Raw genomic sequence first — 19,516 nt, forward strand, 5'->3', positions numbered from 1 at the left:
GGCCGGAGGTGGAAGCATGGCAACATGCGGAGCTGACCGGTACTAATAGGTCGAGCACTTGACCAGTGGTTTCAAGGAGAGTGTAGGTAGGATAGACGTTGTTCAGTATTGAGGGTATCCTCAGAAACAGAATATCTGCGGAGGGATCTGCATGGCATGGTGTGAGGCAGCCGATGACGGCGAGTGCATGTACTGACGGTACATAAACGAGGCGGAGGAAGGCGGCAGCGCAGCAGGGCGGGCAGATAACCGGCAGAGAGAAATCCGGTGACAACAGCGGGGAGGGCACACCTGTTCCCATCTCGAACACAGCAGTTAAGCTCCCCAGCGCTGATGATACTTGGCGGGCAGCCGCCTGGGAAAGTAGGACGTTGCCGGTTTTCTTAAAGAAGCAAGCTACATTCGTGGCTTGCTTTTTTCGTGCTAACGGCCGCATAACCAGAACACTTGAATCTCTACTTTTCTCAAAGGTGTATTTATGGTATAATGGTTCTACGATTTTACGGCGTTGCCGCAAAGTAAGAACCATTGAATCGCATGCTGCGATTGTATATATAGAGGAATGCACGCGGTATAATGGTTCTACGATTTTACGGCGTTGCCGCAAAGTAAGAACCATTGAATCGCATGCTGCGATTGTATATATAGAGGAATGCACGCGGTATAATGGTTCTATGATTTTACGACGTTGTCGCAAGGTAAGAACCATTGAATGAAATTAATTTGATTATTTTGGGTGAAAGGGAGGTATAGTTAAATGATGCTGTTTTTAAAAGTGATATTTTGTGTACTGCTCTGTTGCCCGCTCGCTTATGTTGTAACATATCTTTTTACAAAAATCGTTGATGATGCCACAAACAAGCATTAGGAGATACATTATGGACAAAGGACTTTTTATCACTTTGGAGGGACCAGATGGTTCAGGAAAGTCAACGCAAATAGAATATTTAAGAGAATACTTTCATGGTAAGGGGATTGAAACGGTGCTTACCAGAGAACCTGGTGGGACAGAGATTGGAGAAAAGCTTCGAGATATCATTTTGGACAAAGGAAACTGCGAGATGTGTGATATGACTGAAGCGCTGCTCTATGCAGCTTCGAGAGCTCAACACGTAAATCAACTGATAAAACCATCATTAGAAGCAGGAAAAGTCGTAGTCTGTGACCGGTTTATCGATTCTAGTATTGCCTATCAGGGATATGGCAGAAAACTTGGCGATGCAGTGCGCGTTATCAATGAGCTTGCTGTAGACGGATGCATGCCGGATTTGACTTTTTTGATGGAGATTTCTCCTGAGATTGGAAAGTCGAGGATTAAATCAGAAAGCCAGGATAGGCTGGAACAAGAAAAGATTGAATTTCACAACAGAGTTTATGCGGGATACAGAGAAATCGCCAGGTTCTATCCGGCGCGATTTGCAGAAATTGACGCGGCGAGAGATAAGCTTTCTATAAAGAAAGACATCCTTAGGCGAATCGAAAAAATTTTAAACGACAGAGGTTTTTAATGTCATTACGAGACTATAATGAATATAAAAGGCTGATCGAAAGAATCAGCAAGGCAATTATAAATGCCAACGTTTCTCATGCATATATCATTGAAGGTGACAGCTGTATCGACAAAGAGGCCTTTGCTAAGGACTTTATCAAAGCCGTCCTCTGCTTGGAGGAACCGGGGTTCGGATGTGACAGATGTGTAAACTGCCGGAAGATTGACCATGATAATTATGAAGATATGTACATTCTGCGGGCAGACGAGTTATCTCTAAAGGATGCTGCAGTTTCTGGACTGCAGGAAAATCTAAAGAATAAACCCTCTGCCGGCAATCGAAATATTGCCATTATAGAAGGGGCAGACTCTATGACGCCAAGGGCGCAAAACAGATTGCTGAAGACTTTGGAAGAACCCAATCCGGGAACCATTATCATTTTGCTCTCAGAGAATACGGAGAATTTACTGCAGACGATTACGTCTCGCTGTATCATCTATCGTTTGGGGAATTTTGTACAAAGTAATCAAAACGACAAGCTGGCCTTTGCGCAGAAAATCATAGACATGGTCTTAGAAGGCTGCTATTTCTGTGATTTGAAGGAAACGCTGACCAAAGGCGTGAAAGACCGAAAGGAAGCCTTTATGCTGTTAGATGGTCTTGAGAGGCTGTTTAGCGGAGACATGGCAGGAGACGACACCGGGGCGATGAGAAAAGAAAAAATTATTGAGAATGTAAGATACGTAGAGGAAGCGAGAAGAGACTTGCTGGCTAACGTAAACTATAAATATGCAATCAGAAATTTAATTCTGAAAATTGGAGGATAAAATAGATGGTAAGAGTAGCAGGGGTAAGGTTTAAGAATGCCGGAAAAGTATATTACTTTGATCCCGATCAGTTTGAAGTAAAATTAAATGACAATGTAATCGTAGAAACCGCCAGAGGACTGGAGTTTGGCACGGTTACAATGGAGATAACAGAGATTAAGGAAGACGACGTGGTACAGCCGCTGAAGAAGATTGTCAGAATCGCAGGCGAAGAGGACGAAAAGCGTCACGAAGAGAATGAGAAAAAAAAGTCTAAGGCCTTAAACCTTTGTCAGGAAAAAATTGAAAAACATGGATTAGAGATGAAACTGATCGACGTTGAATATACTTTTGACAACAATAAGATTATTTTCTATTTCACGGCAGATGGGAGAGTCGACTTTAGAGAGCTGGTAAAAGATTTGGCCAGTGTATTTAAGATGAGAATTGAGCTGAGACAGATTGGCGTCAGAGATGAAGCGAAAATGCTGGGAGGGATCGGTTCCTGCGGCAAAAGCCTTTGCTGCAGCACATGGCTTTCTGACTTTGAGCCGGTTTCTATCAAAATGGCTAAGGTGCAGAATCTTCCTCTCAACCCGACCAAAATATCGGGTATCTGCGGAAGACTGATGTGCTGTTTAAAGTATGAAAACGATGTATATATGGAACTGCGCAAGGGCCTGCCTGACCATGGAGAAAAAGTAAAGACCAAAGACGGCATGGGAAAAGTAGTGGACACCAATATACTGGAGAGTAAGGTCAAAGTCAGACTATATACCAATGAAAAAGACGACGACGGTGAACAGAAGCTGGGAACTGATATTTATACTTACAAAAAAGATGAAATTAAGAGATTGGGACAGCACAAGAAACATAATAATAGTAATACGAATACCAACAATATTCTGGAAGAAGTCGATGAGGAGTATATCGACGAGTTGAAAGAATTAATAAAGGAATAGCAATATGAATTTACGTCTGGATGAGACCGGATTTGGAAGCCTGAAGATCTTTCAAAATCCAGAGGAATTTTGTTATGGAGTGGATGCGGTTTTGTTGGCAGGCTTTGCGGCTGAAGCAGCAGCTAAAAAGCGGCGCCAATGCAAAATCATGGATCTGGGGACTGGTACAGGGATTGTACCTCTGATTCTCTCCCACAAAACGGAAGCAGACTTTATAGGCGGTATTGAAGTACAGAAAAATTCCTGGCAGATAGCCGTAAAAAATGCAGAATACAACAACTTGACAGATCGGCTTCGTTTTTTCCACAGCGACGTCAAAGGGTTTGGCAGAGGAAATGGGAAAGGGACCTTTGACGTGGTCACTTCAAATCCTCCTTATACAGCTGGCGCAGGCGGTATAGAGAGCAGCAACAAAGCGAAGTCCATTGCCAGACATGAGACAACCGCGTCTTTAGACGATTTTGTTAGGACCGCATCAGTTTTGCTCAGGGACAAAGGGGACTTCTACATGGTTCATAGGCCGACGCGCTTGGTGGACATCTGCACCAGCTGCAGGAGGCACCATCTTGAGCCCAAAGAACTCTGTTTCGTCAGTGGCAAACCTTTTGAGAAATCGAACATCATATTAATTCACTGTACAAAGTATGGGAATCCGGAATTACGCATATTAGACCCATTATTTGTACATAATGAAGATGGAAGTTATTCACAAGAAATTCTAAAATTATATGAGAAATTACCTTGAAACGGTTGCTATTATATGGTAAAAACGGTATAATACTCCATAGACGGGATAAGGAGGTTCTGACTATGATAACAATCAATGTAAAATCAGCATTAATTTACCTGCTGTTCATTGCACTCATTATTTTGGTCATTTATCTTACTTTGTTGGCAAAGAACCTGATTAAGACAATAAAGGAAACGAATAAGATATTGGCGGATACTTCAGTCATATCTGGGATTGCGGCAGACAAGGCGACACAAGTTGATGCAATTGTTGACGACGTGCAGTCGGCAGTTTCTGATTTGTCGCAAGCCGTGAAGGGGCAGCAGAACTTCGTTGGCGCCCTTTCTAATATAGTAAAGGCAATTGGCTCTTTGGTCGCAATCTTTAAGAAAGATGCGGATGATGGAGAGACCGCCCAAAAGAGAAAAAAGTAGTGTATTCGGTTTGAAAGGAGTTTTGTTATGAAAGCAACAGGGATTGTAAGACCAGTGGATGCCCTCGGAAGAGTGGTAATACCAGTAGAACTTAGAAGAAATTTAGGAATTAAAACAGAGGATTCTTTAGAAATTTTTGTAGATGGCCAGTACATCATGCTGAAGAAGTATGAACCATCGTGTGTATTCTGCGGTGAAGTAAATGATGTAAAGCTTATCCATGGCAAGACAGTTTGTTCTAAGTGTATCGAGGAAATGAAGAAGTTATAAATTGTTAGCAAAAAAGCCTGAACAGCCAGGCTTTTTTTCATCTTTTGTTGAAATAAAGGGGAATAATTAGTATACTATTAATATGATGATTCCATCGTCTTTCAGCATCATTCTAAGGTCGGAATCATTGAATCATGAATTTGGTGGTATTTTATAGGAATATTCATGATATAATAGTTCCAGGATCTTCCGGCGTTGCCGTAAGGTAGGAACTATTGAATCATGACGCACGATTCTAATTTCAGAGGAAGAGTCATGGTATAATGAACGCACGATTTTAACAGCGTTGCTGCAAGGAAGCGTTCATTGAATCATGACATCCGATTCTAATTTTAGAGGAAGTGTCATGGTATAATAGCTAATGGAGGAGAGAAGTGGCGAAATTTTTAGTTCAGAAAAGTGAGCCATTAAATGGAGAAGTAGTAATCAGTGGCGCAAAAAACGCAGTACTTCCGTTGATGGCAGCTGCCATTTTGGCAGAGGACAAATGTGTAATCAGAGACGTGCCGGCACTTCGTGACGTAGATGTCATGAAAGAAATCTTAAAGTCTCTTGGTTCCAAAATTAAAGAAATAGAAGAATCAGTAATTGAGATAGAAACAAAAGAAATCCTGAGCAACGAGGCAGATTTTGACTTGGTTAGCAAAATGAGAGCGTCCTTTTTAGTGATGGGGCCTTTGCTTGCGAGAGTTGGAAGAGCAAAGGTTCATTCCCCCGGAGGATGTACAATCGGCGCCAGACCAATCGATTTGCACTTAAAAGGATTTGAAGCCTTAGGTGCGGAGATCATTGTAAAAGACAATTACGTAGAAGCAGTTGCAGGTGAAGAAGGACTCATTGGAAGCAGCATCTATTTGGACTTTCCAAGTGTAGGAGCGACAGAAAATATTATGACTGCCGCTGTGCTAGCCAAGGGAACAACCTACATCGAAAATGCAGCGGAAGAACCGGAAATTGTCGACCTTGCAAATTTTCTCAATAAAATGGGCGCAAGGATCAAAGGTGCTGGTACAGATACCATCAAAATCGAAGGGGTAGAGCATTTAAGAGGCTCTGAACATACGGTTATTCCAGACAGAATTGAAACTGGTACATTTATGCTGGCGGCAGCAATTACTCACGGACAGATGCTCATTAGAAATGTGGTTCCAGATCATGTGAAACCGATTACAGCCAAACTCCGTGAATGCGGCGTTACCGTAGAGATGTCGGACGAAGGCATGTATGTGTTAGCAGATGACCGAGATTTGGCTGCGACGGATATCAAGACGCTTCCCTATCCGGGTTTCCCTACAGACATACAGTCTCCGTTTATGGCTTTCCTGACAACGGTAGAGGGTTCTAGCAATGTTATCGAAACTGTTTTTGAAAACAGATTCATGCATGTTGCAGAACTAAACCGTATGGGGGCCAACATCAAAACGGAAGGCAATCGTGCGATGATTCAAGGCGGAAAAATGCTGGAAGGCGCCCAAGTGATTGCGACTGATCTAAGAGCTGGGGCGGCACTAGTTCTTGCAGGATTAGTAGCGCAGGGAACTACAGAGATTTCCGAAATTTACCACATAGAACGTGGATACGAGAAATTTGTGGAAAAATTCAGAGCTTTAGGAGCAAATATCCTCAGGCTGGAAGATTAACGGATAAACGAGCAGACCGGATACGGTCTGCTTTTTATAACATAGGAAATATTGTCCGAAGGACGTATTTCCGTATGTTTCAAAGAACGTACCTTACGAAGCGTCGCCCCTTGTGGGCGACATGAGTGCATAGGAGCGACGCTCCGTTATGCACTCGTTTTTTACTTGCTAACCGTCGTTCCCTTATAATAATGAGTCAGTATTTCTTTATAATCTTTGCCCTTTTTAGCCAGGCCGTTGGCTCCATATTGACTCATACCTACACCGTGGCCTGAACCGCTGCTGGTAATCGTAATTTTTTGCCCTTTGAAGGATATTTTGAACCTTGCCGAATAAAGTCCTAACGCACTTCTCACATCGGCCCCAGAGATGATTTTCTGGCCTACTTTGATGGATTTTACTCTCCCGCCCTTAGAGTGAGACTTGATTCGAATATTTGAGCGTTTAATCTTGCCGAAATTGAGTTCTGGCATATGCTCCTTTATTTTGGAGGAAAATGTGCTGATAGACATGGTCTGCTTTTCCTTTTTATGCGTGGCGCCCGGTTCATAAGAACTGGATACGCTGACGAGATAAGGAAAGGAGCCGGAGAACACTTCTTCCGAGTTTTCGGTCTTACCGGCGCTGGAGGCAAAGTAAAGTGCGTGGGATGCCAGCTTACCGTCATATAAAAGCACCTGGCCTTTTGTTTCGTTTACCGCGTCTTTGACCTTGGCAGAGATATTATCGCTTCTATATACCTGACAATGTACGGTGTCGCATAATTTTGCACCTGAATTGATACGCCCCAAAGCATACGTACGGCTGGCTACAGACTGCGCTTTCAGCGCTTCAGGTTCAAAGGCAGAGGGCATTTCTGAGGCGGTGACACCTTGGACGTATTTTTCAAAGGGAATGGTCTCATATTTCTTTTTCTCAGTGATGTAGACCTTCACTGTCTTGGGTATTTCGCCTTTATAGGCGATACCGTCTTCGTGTTCGACGAGGCTGGGGAATAATTTGATGCTGACATAAGGCAGAAGTACGACGAGGAACAGCATACTCGCTATGTAAATTGCCACATGACGCATATTGATTTTTCTTTGGTGAAACATAAAGCTTATCCTCCTGCTTTAGTTTATGCTGATGTGGACAAAATAGACGTAAAAGTATATAATTAAATGGACAATGATTTATTCAAACGAAAGGAAGTATAAATGGCTGATATTAAATTCCTGGAACTGCTTTCAAAAGACTATCCCAACGTCAAAGCAGCTACAGCTGAAATTATCAATTTGAGTGCAATCCTTGCATTGCCAAAGGGAACAGAGTATTTCTTAAGTGACCTTCATGGGGAGCACGAGGCGTTTATCCATATGTTGAAGAGCGCTTCGGGTACGATTAAGAGCAAAATAGACGAACATTATGGCGGAGTACTCAGCGAGTCAGACCGAGACGATCTGGCAGCGCTGATTTATAACCCGCAAGCTGAAATAAATAGAAGAAAGAAGGGGGAAGGGGATTTTAACAAATGGTGTACGACGGTGATTTATCGTCTAGTCACCATCTGCAAATCAGTTTCAACCAAATATACGAGATCAAAGGTGAGGAGAAGGCTGCCTAAGCATTTGGATTATGCCATGGATGAGCTGCTCCACGCAGACGACGAAGAAAACAGGGCTCACTATTACAGCGCCATTATCAGTACGGTAGTGGAGTCCGGCATTGCAGAAGATTTCATCATTGAAATGGCCGACGCCATCAGCAATCTGGCTGTGGATCATCTACATATCATAGGTGATATCTTCGACAGGGGCGCTCACCCTGATACGATCATGGACTTCTTGATGAATTATCACGATGTGGATTTTCAATGGGGAAATCATGACATCGTATGGATGGGAGCAGCCACCGGCAACTGGGCGTGTATTGCCAATATCCTGAGAATGAATATCAGCTATAATAATTTTGACATGCTGGAAATCGGCTATGGAATCAATCTAAGGCCGCTGGCAGTCTTTGCAGAGAAAGTTTACGGCAACGATCCTTGCGAATTCTTTGCACCCCATATTCTCGACAGAAACCAATACGACCCTATCGATGAGAAGCTGACTGCCAAGATGCATAAGGCCATCGCTATCTGCCAGTTTAAAGCGGAGGGGCAGCGCATTATGGCCCATCCTGAATACAAGCTGGATCAGCGACTGCTGCTCGATAAGATCAACTGGCAGGAGGGGACGGTAACGGTGGAAGGGAACGTTTATCCACTGCGTGATACCAACTTCCCCACTGTCGATCCAGAAAACCCCTATGCATTCACAGAAGAAGAGCAGGAGGTCATGAACTCTCTGGAGGCTTCGATTTTGAATTCTGATAAGCTGCAGGAACACATCAGGTTCTTATACAGTCATGGTGCGTTATATACTAAAGCAAACGGGAATCTGTTGTACCACGGCTGTATTCCAATGACCGATGAAGGGGAGTTTGAAGAGGTCGAAATTAACGGCAGCCGTTACAAAGGGAAAGGACTGATGGATTATCTGGATGATCAGGTAAGAAAAGCTTATTTTTCTCCTTCAGAGGCCAAGGAAAGCGGCAGGCTGGGGGATTTGATGTGGTATCTCTGGCTGGGCGGCAACTCGCCGCTTTTCGGCAAAGATAAAATGACCACCTTTGAAAGACTGTTCATCGCTGACAAAGCTTCTCACAAGGAGCATGTAAGACCGTATTACAAGTTGATTAAGGAAAGAGGTCCTTGTGAAAAGATTCTCCGCGAGTTCGGATTGGATCCGTCCCGTTCGAAGATTCTCAACGGTCACGTACCCGTCAAAATCAAGGACGGGGAGAGTCCGATCAAAGGAGGCGGTCTATTGTATGTCATCGACGGAGGAATTTCCAAAGCTTACCAGAAGCAGACTGGAATTGCAGGGTATACATTTATCTTCAACTCCAGGTTTATGGCCTTGGCTGAACACAAGCCGTATAAACCATTAAAAGAAGATGGAACGCAGGAGTTCCAGTCTCCGGTCGTAAAGACGGTGGAGGTGCTGCCTGAGAGGATGATGGTTCTCGATACTGACCAGGGCGTTGAATTGGTAGAGCAAGTGGATAACATAAAACAACTGGTAGAGGCGTATCGCAAGGGTATTATCAAAGAACAGTATTAAAAGCAAGAAAAAAGCAAGGTGCTTGTCGGCGCCTTGCTTTTGTTAGTTTATTTGCTTGGTTTGTAATCTTTTCTGCAGATTTCTTCATCGTTAGGGTCTACGCAGACTACCCGAACCGTAACGCCTTCAATTTTTGTTTCTTTTTCCAGTGTGTCTGCCAAAGTCTCATAGTTTGATGACAATGTTTCTAAGTATTGCTCAAGGTACTCTTTGATTGCATTCATATCCTCGCCTTTGTACATATCCCCGAGCTTAAGTGTATAGATTACCTGGTTTTCTTTGATGTCTATCGTCGCGCTCATTCCTGATTGTGCAAGGGTTACATTGGCTTTGTCAAGTTCCGAATCCATCGCCTCCTGCTCTTTTGGATTATCGTTAATATATTCCTCAAGTGTTGGTGTTCCACCACATCCGGTGAGCAGTGCCATGACTGATAGGGTCAGTATCAACATTAGGCTGGTTAATACAACTTTTGGTGTTCTTTTCTTCATATCGCTTTCTCCTTTGTATAAATAATGATACGTTCAATATTACCAGATTTTTCTTACAAAATTGCCAATAGTGCCGTTTCTATTTAAATCCTTCATTATTTACCTGCATCAAATTCTCTGTTGTAAATCTCCGAATCATCGCCATTCTTATAGGTTATACGAACCTTTACACCCTTAATCTCTGATTTTTCCTCCATTTCTTTTGCAATAGATTGGAAGGTACTAGCGGCTGTGTCTAGATATTTTTCAAAATACTCCGCCATTGCGCCTTTTTCTTTGTCAGTAAAAGTCTTATCATATTTAAATGTGTAAATAATAGTGTTTTCTTTAACTTTTGTAGATACATCCATCCCTTTCTGTGAGGACTGATTTAACTTTTCTAGCTCTTGTTTTGCTTCATTATTGTCATTAATATACTCTTCTAAAGTTGACGGACCTCCGCAGCCGGTAAGTAAAGCCATTACAGACAAGGTTAGTACGAGAACGACACTTGTCAGCAAAGTCTTAGTATTTCTTTTCTTCATATTACTTTCTCCTTTGTATATAAATATAATTGTATTCATATTATAAATTTGGGACAGGTTTTTTACAAGACTTTTTTCTAGCTGGAATTTATTTCGTATACCCAATAACCATAAATTAACCATATTTTAAAAATTTACAAATAACCTTTGACAAATTTACTTGTTTTATATATAATAATATAGTACGAATTAAATAACAAGTACATGCGCCATTAGCTCAATTGGATAGAGTCGCGCACTACGAATGCGAAGGTTGGGGGTTCGAGTCCCTCATGGCGCACCAAAAATATCCCAATACCATCAGGTGTTGGGATATTTTTATGTGCGAATGACGAAAAGGGGACTCGAACCCGAAAGGGCGCGAACGTGAAATGAGCCAGCCCGGTGAGCTGGCGAATAGAGAGCGGGGCGCAGCCGACCGAAAGGGGAGGCAAGGCCGATGGATGCGAAGCGTCCATAAAGTCCCTCATGGCGCACCAAAAACCCTGTAATTGCAACGATTACAGGGTTTTGTTTTGCTCGTATTTAACTAAGAAATCATTTGTTACACCATTTTTACAACATCTCTCTGCCGATTAGCCTTCTTTCCTAATTATCCCCGAAAGTAATTCCACCGCTTTTTTCTTCTCATTTGCAGATACATTGATATAATATTTAGCACTCTGATATTTATCATCTCCCTCTCGAATACGTCGCTGCATCAGCATTACAGAAGCTCTATAACAGCCTTGATTGCCCTACGTCTGCACTTCAATCCATAAATAAGTTAATGCGAAGATTTTACAAGTATGTGGCCTAATGAGGATAAAATCACATATATTATGAGTCATTATGATGAAATGATTACAGAACTTAAAAAAAAGCCGAGTCTTAAACCTTTTTTGGATATGACGTTTGCCCCATTTCCTGAAGGAGAATTTACGGTTGAAGATGTATTATCTATGGTAGTCAGATTTTATATACAGGCTCTTCAGGAAAAAGAAGAACGAGGATTTCGACGATATAAAATTCAACAACTTTTTATGAGCATAGTCGAAGATTATCTTCCTAAAATGGATAAGATGCGTACAATAGAGGGAGCATATAAAGAAATTAAAGAACAAGACCCTGATACGGCTATAACAAAGTATCGCATCAGAAAAACCGTCACAGAGGGGTATGTTCCAAGTAGAAAGGCGGGCAATAAATATCTCGTCAATGTTGCGAAATTACTTGGTTACTTTGCCAGTGATTCCTTAGGCACTAGGCGTAAGTTTGATGAATATTTAAAAACCACTAGTAATGCATAGTATATGGTAATATATAAGGGGTAACGATTTTGTAATCAAGTCTACATATCAAAACTTGCACTGACAGGTATCAGCTTTGATACTGACTTATAATTTAATTCTAAATCTTAGTATCGTTTCTGATACCATTGCACCAAAAAAACGATACCGCAGCCTGGAAATTTCATTTAAGGTTAGTTGTATTCTACAGAAACAATTGACGTAGTAGTACGAGTATGATATGATGGACTTGTCCGAAAGGATATAGGAACAGAATAGGAACGAAAGCGGTTAGCGTCTTGACATCAAAAGGTATGGCGATTAGAAGGAAGGAGACGCTTTATGATAAGAGTGACGATTACCATCAAAAGGGTAAGGATTACGATAACCATAAAAAAATAACCGCCTCCGTAGCAAGTGTGCGGTTATTTTTTAACTAAACATAGCTAACCGTTTTCAACGGTCTTCTTTCTGTTCCTATTATACCACTGAAAGGAAGTGGTTGCAATAACAAAAACTAAGACAAGTACAGAGGTGAAACGGCGATATAACGAGAAAGTTTATAAAAGAATTGTAGCAGATATACCCAAAGAAACCGCAATTAGATTTAAAGAGAAGTGCGAAAAAACAGGTATATCTCAGAGAAAAGTAATTCTTGATGCCGTTGAAGAGTTTTTAGGGGATAGCAAATAGTCCCTAAAAACTATACATACTCGTACTAGTATGTATAGCACTTGTCTTAGCAAAAAGAAAGGAGGTATAAACTAGTGAAAATCAGTGAAATTGCTTCTACGATTGAAGAACTTAGTTATGATGCCAGAACAATAAACAGCATACAGGAAGTCTTTTTTCAAGCAATCTTTCGTGGAGAGACAACACCTGAATCCTTTGATTGGGCTTTTGATGCTTTTGGAAAGTTCGCGTTCTGCTTTTCAAATAAGATGGCGAAATTAAGAGATGACACCTATGAACAAATGTCAAAGGAACGGAGTGAAGAGATTGTAGAAAATTAAAAGCCCTCAGATAAAGCAGTAATGCACATATCAGAGGACTATTTGGGGTAGTATCAGGTACACCCTTAATTCACACTCTGAGTGTACCTTTTCCCTCCCCAAATTGTCAAGAGAAATGTTAAGAATTGTTATGGTACAAAACCGACGAATAGCAACGTTTTGAAAGGTAACGCACGCAAAAAACGGCTAAATTGCACATTTTAACGATGTTGTAAAGCGTTGTACAAAACAACATAACGGCGAACGTTGTAAAAGTATGATGGTTTTTGATTGTAATAGGAGATGCTAACATTTGCTAACATAGAATAAACCCTACAAAACCCAACATTGGCGTAATAAAAAACCTGTCAAAACCTGATATCCGTACACATATAGCAGAACTTCATAAAACTTAAGGCATTGCAAATATTAGGTTATAAAGGCTGTACGAAAAACGGCAAAATACTTTAGGTCATAAAGATAATTTTCTGAAGTTTATAAATATTTCCCTACTATAAAAAAGCTTGTACCTATTGATATATCTAAGATTCATTTATAAAAAGTTACACCATTTTTACAACAAAACTTGCCATATCAGACTCTAAATCACGATAAAACAGTACAAGATAGTAAACACTAATAACAGAACATAAGTGTTGAAATTTCAACATAATATTGGATATAGTTGAAATTCAAACATTAGCATAATTACATCAAGACCATGCGAAGGTTGGGGGTTCGAGTCCCTCATGGCGCACCATGCATTATACGTTCCTTTTTATATATGTAATGGCTAAAAATAAGCACCACCTTTGTTGCGAAATAACTATAATTTATTGCAAATTTAATACAGACAACGCATTGTTTTTAGTATATTCTAGAAATAAAGGGATGATATTATTCAATCAGCTACTGCCTATCGTGTTGTTCGAAAGGAGAAAAAAATGAAGAAGAGGACGTTAATGAAAAAGATATGCGTTTTTGCAATGCTTTGTGTACTGACAATGACAATGTTTCTGGAACCATCTTTCGCAGGGACGTATAAAGTGAACGATGGTGGAATAGAGACTGTGGCATCAATTCCACGTTCTGATGCATGTGATAAGATGACAATAATGTCGCAAATGACATGGACGCTTCCTGAGACTTTGTATTATTGCACCTTGCAATCAGGAGGCGCATTAACCAAAGCATCAGAGGTCAAGTTGTATAAATATAAAGATGGGAAATCGGCAAATGGCGTAATTACACGTAAAGGAATACCTTATTCCCAGGTTGATAGGGAATATAGTTTTCCATCAGGAACTTTTACGCTAAACTTTGGCAATAAAACGCTCATTGATGATGGTATAACTTATCGATCGGTTCATGGAACGGACTGTGCTTCATCGGTTGCATTTGCATGGAGGAAAGGAACAGGAAATAATAGTGCATCAAGTAATTTCCTGAAGAGAACTAATACAAACCATGCAATTTATACAACAGAAAACATGTTTAACGATGCCGTAAGAGAAAGTACAGACACCTATACAGGCGATTTTCTCAAAGTAGTAGGAGATTATGGGAAATATAATAAAAAAACGGCGGCTAATACTAGAAATGTAGTTGATGCTCTTTCTGCAGCAGGTAATTATGGGGCAGGTAAGGACATATACAGCGAAGTATATGCGAAGATAAAACCAGGTGATGCACTGCTGTTTAGAGGTAGCAGTGGACATGTGCGTCTGGTTACAGGCGTTCATATCGTATATACAGATACAGCAAAGACACAGGTTGATCCTGAAGCAAGTTATGTTAATTGTATTGAACAGACAGGATTTAGAAAATATAAGAAGGATGCGGATGCAACTGAAAAGAAGATAGCCTCTAACTGGTCGACATCATGGATTCCAAATGAAGAGACCGTTCAAGAGGGAACCTATGCAGGACAAAAGAAATTTACGGGAATGTATACTTTTAACCAGCTTACAGGCAAGACCCCAAGTCCGACAGTAAACGGAGGTGACTCGTATAATCGTTATATTCCTATCAGACTGAATGTTTGGAGTTAAATAAAGATACACAAAAGAGACAGGCCCAACCGGCCAATGTCATTAAGTTAGTGGAAAGTAAAAAAAGACTTCATACTAAAAAAAGTATGGGTTTTTTTTTTCTTTAGGCTATTGACAAACCTCGCAAAATGTGCGGCCGCTTTTACCAGCAAAGAAACGATGGTAAAAGCGGCCCTTGTAATTAGTAGATCATTCAAATCAAACAAAATTACAAGGAGGTTACATTATGAAAATCGATAGTATTTACCAGAAAATCGGGTCTTGCATCAAACAAATTGACGCAAGCAAAGAAAACCATGTGCATTGTCCTGCAAAGGACTTTACCCGCAGCAGAAAAATTTCTTTTTCTGACTGTATGATGTCCGTTGTCTGTATGCACGGCGGAACCCTCTTCTCTGAGATTTTGGAATATTTTCCCCGTAATATGGATGTGCCCACTGTGTCTGCATATTTGCAGCAACGGGCAAAGATTAAACAAAGTGCTTTCGGGGAACTGTTTAACGCCACCATAACCCTGCATCAGGAGGCAAAATCTTATCGGGGGTACAGGCTTTTAGCCGCTGACGGAAGTGATGTGCAAATCCCTACAAATCCTAATGATACGGACACATTTTTCCCCGGCACCAATGGGCAGAAACCATATAACCTTGTCCATCTTAATGCCCTTTACGATATTTTATCCAATACTTATCAGGACGCCGTGGTACAGGACAGACTCAAATTTGCCGAACATGAAGCGTTGAATCAAATGGTGGACCGCTCTCGGATAACGCGGGCCATTTTAACTGCAGACCGTGGATATGAGTCCTGCAATATAATGGCACATCTGCAGGAAAAGCGCTGGCTCTACCTGATACGGGTGCGGGACATCGATAAAGGCGGAATCATCAGCAGACTTGATCTTCCTGGCGATGAAGAATTTGATCTCGATATCGATCTGCAGATGACAAGGAAAGCCTCGAAGAAGACGAAAGAACTTTTTGAGGATAGAAATCATTATCGGTATATACCGCCTAATTCAAGACTGGATTATCTTCCCCTACGCTCAGAATATACCCAGGATGCCGCTTTTTACCGGATTCCTTTTAGGGTGGTGAGATTTAAAATTACACATGGCCAATACGAAACCGTAGTAACAAACCTCTCGGCAAGTGAATTTCCAGCATTGGAACTGAAAAAGCTTTATGCTATGCGCTGGGGAATTGAAACCTCATTCAGAACATTGAAATACAATGTGGGGATGATTTACTTCCATTCTGTCAGAAAAGACCTGGTGCTGCAGGAACTTTTTTCAAGATTGGCTTTTTTCAATATTGTGGCGGTTGTATCAGAAGGACTTTGCAGCACGCACTCAAGCAGGAAATATCCATATAAGGTCAATGCGGCAAAAGCGGTCCTAATATGCAGAAAGCTATTCCTAAATCAGATTTCCCCACATTCCGCTTATCGGTTATTGTTAAAATCCGTAATACCAATACGGAAAGACCGCAGCTTTGAGAGAAAATCACATTCAAGAATAGCAATCAACTTCATTTACAGGATATCATAAATCCGGGCATCTGCATACTGGTTTTTCTGCCATCTGTGTGGCTTTTTTGGCATGCCGTAAAACGAGTATGCGGATTTGATTTTGCTAAAGTAAAAAGACCCCATACTTTTTTTAGTATGAAGTCTTTTTTTACTTTCCACTAACTTAATGACATTGCCCAACCGCCTGTCTTTTTCATCTTTGATATAGCGGTGAACTGAGAAAAGGATTATACTATTGTATTATAGATGTGAGGCGGCAGATATTACTTGAATAAGGGGGGCAGTCAGATGAAAATCATAGAATATGAAACACAATATCAGGATGCAATTTTGGAGATTTCATTGGAATGGTTAAACAAATACGACATATTAGAAGAAGTTGACATAGAAATGCTGAAATACCCAGAAAGAATCTTGGAGAAGGATGGGCATATCTTTCTTGCGCAGGAGGAGGATGGTGAGATTTCCGGCATGGTCATGCTGGAAAACCACGGCGAATCTTGTGAAGTCCTTAAATTTGGCGTTCGAGAAATCTACCAGGGCAGAGGCATCGGGCGCAAGCTGATGCGTGAGGCCATTCATGCTGCTAAGGCTGAGGGGAAGAAAAAGCTGACTCTTTGTTCTAACCATCAGCTTTCATCAGCTTTGCATCTGTATCAAGAAATGGGATTTTGCTATGTCGACCGTGTGCCAAGCTGCTTTGTAATGTCGGATGTTTTTATGGAGGTGGATTTAGGTCTTAAATAGAAATGTTAAGGGATGATTTTATCTGATGCAGTGATGAGACTTATCCGTTTAACTTGAAATTCACTGCCGTTTGTCTCCAGAACGGCCATGGTTATATCGAGACGAAAACGGCGCTTTCCGCAGCTTCCAGGATTGAGATAGAAAAGACCGTTTTTTCTCTCCTCTTTATATTGATGGGAATGACCAAAAATAACCACGTCTATTTCAGACAGATCTGGGGGGAGGTCCTTTTTGTCATGAACCATAAAAAAGCGAATGCCGTCTAACTGAAAGCGTAAAGTTAGAGGGAGTTGATCCGCCCATTCCTTATCATTATTCCCTCTGACGATATAGAGCGGCGCCAGGGCTGACAGTTGGTTAAAGAGATCCTCTGTATCGATGTCGCCGCTATGAAGAACCACATCACATGTTTTAATGATCTCGACAACCTCTGGGCGCAAAAGCCCATGAGTATCAGATAATACAGCTATTTTCATCATTATGCTCCTAGATTTTAGCTTCTTTTGTCGATTTATTCTGCTATTATTATACCCAAAAAAGACCTGTCGCACAATCTGAGCAACAGGTCTTTTTTTTATATCACTTTATATTCTTTCAATAACTTTTCTATATCAGTGCCTTCAATTTTCTTCAGCACTTCTCTTAGGGCCAGCTTTTCTTTAAATCCCAGACCTTCCATTTCGGTAATCTTTTTGCCATCCCTCAGCTGTACAGTGGCGTTGAGCAGGTCGCGGATATCGTAGACGCTGCCCCAGACTTCAGGAACACCCCGGTCGATGTCCAAAAGGGTGTAGACAGCCTCCATGCCAGTACGCATGGAATATTCTGTCGTAAAGATGGTGTCGCGCTTTGTCTCAACAAACTGTCCGAGAAATGCGAAATTGACACTGCCTTCTGGCACCACCTCTGGCCTGTCGCCGGCGGCACGAGGCATAAAGAAGGCTGTGATATAAGGCATCATGCAGGGAACCGTGTTGGCGCTGTTTTCCGCCATCTCTTCGATTTCGGCTTCTGGCACGCCCAGGTGATACAGCCATTCCATGCAGATCTCTTTTCCTGTGCACTCGCGCATCGGTTTCTTGACAAAGTTTCCCGCCTTGTCGCTGAACAGCCCGTAAATCCAGCCTACAAGCTGATCCTTTGGCTGCGTGCGGAATTGCGGCTGTCTGTTGAAAGTCCAGCTCAAGAGCCAGTTGGAATCTTTGACTGTGACGATGCCGCCAGTTACGACCTTTCCGCTGAATGGGTCGCGTTTACAGATGTCTTTGATGTAAGGCACAATTCTCTGATCGAGGGTCGTCACCGTTGCTGACATCCAGTTACTCTTTTCCGGATCGTAGCAGAACTTGTCGGGGTTGCCAAAGGCTGAATCCTGTGCTGCGATTTTCCGCCACATATCCCAGCCGCCGCCTTCTTTTATTTTGCTGTTAAACGGAGCAGAGGTATTCTGGGAGCCGATGGAGGAATTCTCCACACAGCCGCCGTTGGTGATAAAGACCAGATCCTCTTCAGTGAGATCGATGGAGTCTTCTTTGCCTTCGAAGAGAATATCGATACGCTTTGCAGCTTTTTTATCCGGTTGGATATCAAATTCTACGTTAACTACCTTCGTGTGATAGTGGAACTGCACATTATAGGATTCCAAATATTTAATCATAGGCAGAATCATGGATTCGTATTGATTGTATTTTGTAAATCTCAGCGCTCTGAAATCAGGAAGACCGCCTACGTGATGGATATACCTGCGGATATAGAGTTTCATTTCCAGCGCACTGTGCCAGTTCTCAAACGCGAACATGGTGCGCCAATAGAGCCAGAAGTTGGAGCTCAGGACTTCCTCGTCAAAGATTTCATCGATGCGCTTGTCGTAGAGTTTTTCATCGGGAGTGAAGAAAAGCTGCATGATTTCCATCGCCCCTTTGTCTGACAGCCCGAATTTACCGTCGGTATGGGCATCCTCTCCACGATTTATAGTGGCGCGCATCAGAGAATAATTCGGATCTTTTTTGTTGAGCCAGTAATATTCATCCAGTACGCTGACCCCTTCAGTTTCGATTGACGGAATGGAGCGGAATAAATCCCACATACATTCAAAATGGTTATCCATTTCACGTCCGCCTCTCATGACATAGCCCACATTGTCAAATTTATAGCCGTCACAGGCGCCGCCCGGCAGAGCCTCTTTCTCTAAGATGTGTATGTGTTCGCCTTTCATCTGGCCGTCGCGGACCAAATAGCAGGCTGCCGTCAAAGCGGCCAGACCGGAACCAACGATATAAGCTGATTTATTGTCCACACCTTCTGGTTTTACAGGGTGTGCAAAAGCTTCATAATTTCCACTTGCGTAATACATTTGATTACCTCCTCAATTATCTTTATTCGATGGTCTTAGAATAAATCACTTTAACTGAGGCGGCAATCAACAAAAAACAGCC

The 19,516-nt window shown here is 41.8% G+C and carries 19 protein-coding genes, 1 tRNA gene and 1 rRNA gene; 16 read left to right on the forward strand and 5 right to left on the reverse strand.

The genetic code is table 11. The features are described 5' to 3' along the window. The first annotated feature begins 263 nt into the window (after positions 1-263). From rrf to murA, 8 genes are all read left to right on the forward strand, one after another. Positions 264-380: ribosomal RNA gene (rrf, locus tag BN6539_RS10965) — 5S ribosomal RNA — on the forward strand. Positions 381-878: 498 nt separating this feature from the next. Next, a complete protein-coding gene (gene tmk / locus BN6539_RS10970; protein WP_067538280.1) occupies positions 879-1,508 on the forward strand; it encodes a dTMP kinase in 630 nt (209 codons plus the stop codon). Beyond that, positions 1,508-2,317, forward strand: a complete 810-nt coding sequence (locus tag BN6539_RS10975; RefSeq protein WP_067538282.1) for a hypothetical protein — start codon at positions 1,508-1,510, stop codon at positions 2,315-2,317. Before tmk ends, BN6539_RS10975 begins: the two co-directional genes overlap by 1 nt. Before the next feature lie 5 nt (positions 2,318-2,322). Next, positions 2,323-3,258, forward strand: coding sequence for a PSP1 domain-containing protein (locus BN6539_RS10980; protein ID WP_067538284.1), 936 nt, complete (start codon positions 2,323-2,325; stop codon positions 3,256-3,258). Between the two features lie 4 nt (positions 3,259-3,262). Then, positions 3,263-4,003: a tRNA1(Val) (adenine(37)-N6)-methyltransferase gene (locus tag BN6539_RS10985; protein WP_067538286.1), complete on the forward strand. Its 741-nt coding sequence runs from the start codon at positions 3,263-3,265 to the stop codon at positions 4,001-4,003. 65 nt (positions 4,004-4,068) lie between these two features. Then, positions 4,069-4,422 carry a hypothetical protein gene (locus BN6539_RS10990; protein WP_067538288.1) on the forward strand — a complete coding sequence of 118 codons (354 nt, stop codon included), beginning with the start codon at positions 4,069-4,071 and terminating at the stop codon, positions 4,420-4,422. Between the two features lie 27 nt (positions 4,423-4,449). Further along, a complete protein-coding gene (locus tag BN6539_RS10995) occupies positions 4,450-4,692 on the forward strand; it encodes an AbrB/MazE/SpoVT family DNA-binding domain-containing protein (protein WP_067538295.1) in 243 nt (80 codons plus the stop codon). Between the two features lie 374 nt (positions 4,693-5,066). Then, complete coding sequence (gene murA / locus BN6539_RS11000; protein WP_067538298.1) at positions 5,067-6,332, forward strand: UDP-N-acetylglucosamine 1-carboxyvinyltransferase; 1,266 nt, start codon at positions 5,067-5,069, stop codon at positions 6,330-6,332. 161 nt (positions 6,333-6,493) lie between these two features. Here murA and spoIID read toward each other — a convergent pair whose 3' ends face one another. Beyond that, entirely contained in the window at positions 6,494-7,426 is a 933-nt protein-coding gene (spoIID, locus tag BN6539_RS11005; protein ID WP_082907476.1) for a stage II sporulation protein D, read from the reverse strand. A gap of 102 nt (positions 7,427-7,528) precedes the next feature. Here spoIID and BN6539_RS11010 point away from each other — a divergent pair, with 102 nt between their 5' ends. Next, entirely contained in the window at positions 7,529-9,478 is a 1,950-nt protein-coding gene (locus BN6539_RS11010; RefSeq protein WP_067538301.1) for a fructose-bisphosphatase class III, read from the forward strand. Positions 9,479-9,525: 47 nt separating this feature from the next. On the opposite strand, the gene BN6539_RS11015 is transcribed toward BN6539_RS11010, so the two are convergent. Together BN6539_RS11015 and BN6539_RS11020 are read right to left on the reverse strand one after the other, a co-directional pair. Then, entirely contained in the window at positions 9,526-9,969 is a 444-nt protein-coding gene (locus BN6539_RS11015) for a DUF4854 domain-containing protein (protein WP_067538304.1), read from the reverse strand. A gap of 95 nt (positions 9,970-10,064) precedes the next feature. Further along, a complete protein-coding gene (locus tag BN6539_RS11020; protein ID WP_067538307.1) occupies positions 10,065-10,493 on the reverse strand; it encodes a DUF4854 domain-containing protein in 429 nt (142 codons plus the stop codon). 206 nt (positions 10,494-10,699) lie between these two features. On the opposite strand from BN6539_RS11020, the gene BN6539_RS11025 reads away from it, so the two are divergent. The 7 genes from BN6539_RS11025 (at position 10,700) to BN6539_RS11050 (ending at position 17,081) form a co-directional block, all read left to right on the forward strand. Next, positions 10,700-10,776: transfer RNA gene (locus BN6539_RS11025), tRNA-Arg, on the forward strand. Positions 10,777-11,281: 505 nt separating this feature from the next. Next, positions 11,282-11,782, forward strand: a complete 501-nt coding sequence (locus tag BN6539_RS11030; RefSeq protein ID WP_067538310.1) for a hypothetical protein — start codon at positions 11,282-11,284, stop codon at positions 11,780-11,782. A gap of 477 nt (positions 11,783-12,259) precedes the next feature. Continuing rightward, positions 12,260-12,454 (forward strand): hypothetical protein, encoded by a 195-nt coding sequence (locus BN6539_RS22755; protein ID WP_207645096.1) that lies wholly within the window; start codon positions 12,260-12,262, stop codon positions 12,452-12,454. 74 nt (positions 12,455-12,528) lie between these two features. Continuing rightward, positions 12,529-12,774, forward strand: coding sequence for a hypothetical protein (locus BN6539_RS11035; RefSeq protein ID WP_067538313.1), 246 nt, complete (start codon positions 12,529-12,531; stop codon positions 12,772-12,774). Positions 12,775-13,697: 923 nt separating this feature from the next. After that, positions 13,698-14,804 (forward strand): hypothetical protein, encoded by a 1,107-nt coding sequence (locus BN6539_RS11040; protein WP_067538316.1) that lies wholly within the window; start codon positions 13,698-13,700, stop codon positions 14,802-14,804. A 226-nt stretch (positions 14,805-15,030) separates the two neighbouring features. Then, complete coding sequence (locus BN6539_RS11045; RefSeq protein ID WP_067538319.1) at positions 15,031-16,353, forward strand: IS4 family transposase; 1,323 nt, start codon at positions 15,031-15,033, stop codon at positions 16,351-16,353. Between the two features lie 269 nt (positions 16,354-16,622). Beyond that, on the forward strand, positions 16,623-17,081 hold the full coding sequence (locus tag BN6539_RS11050) for a GNAT family N-acetyltransferase (RefSeq protein WP_067538322.1): 459 nt from the start codon (positions 16,623-16,625) through the stop codon (positions 17,079-17,081). Positions 17,082-17,086: 5 nt separating this feature from the next. Here the strand turns inward: BN6539_RS11050 and BN6539_RS11055 are convergent, their stop codons facing one another. Next, entirely contained in the window at positions 17,087-17,560 is a 474-nt protein-coding gene (locus tag BN6539_RS11055) for a metallophosphoesterase family protein (RefSeq protein ID WP_317870000.1), read from the reverse strand. A 95-nt stretch (positions 17,561-17,655) separates the two neighbouring features. Next, on the reverse strand, positions 17,656-19,434 hold the full coding sequence (locus BN6539_RS11060; RefSeq protein WP_067538329.1) for an oleate hydratase: 1,779 nt from the start codon (positions 19,432-19,434) through the stop codon (positions 17,656-17,658). Positions 19,435-19,516: the final 82 nt, after the last annotated feature.

The organism is Emergencia timonensis (assembly GCF_900086585.1).
GTDB lineage: Bacteria > Bacillota > Clostridia > Peptostreptococcales > Anaerovoracaceae > Senimuribacter > Senimuribacter timonensis.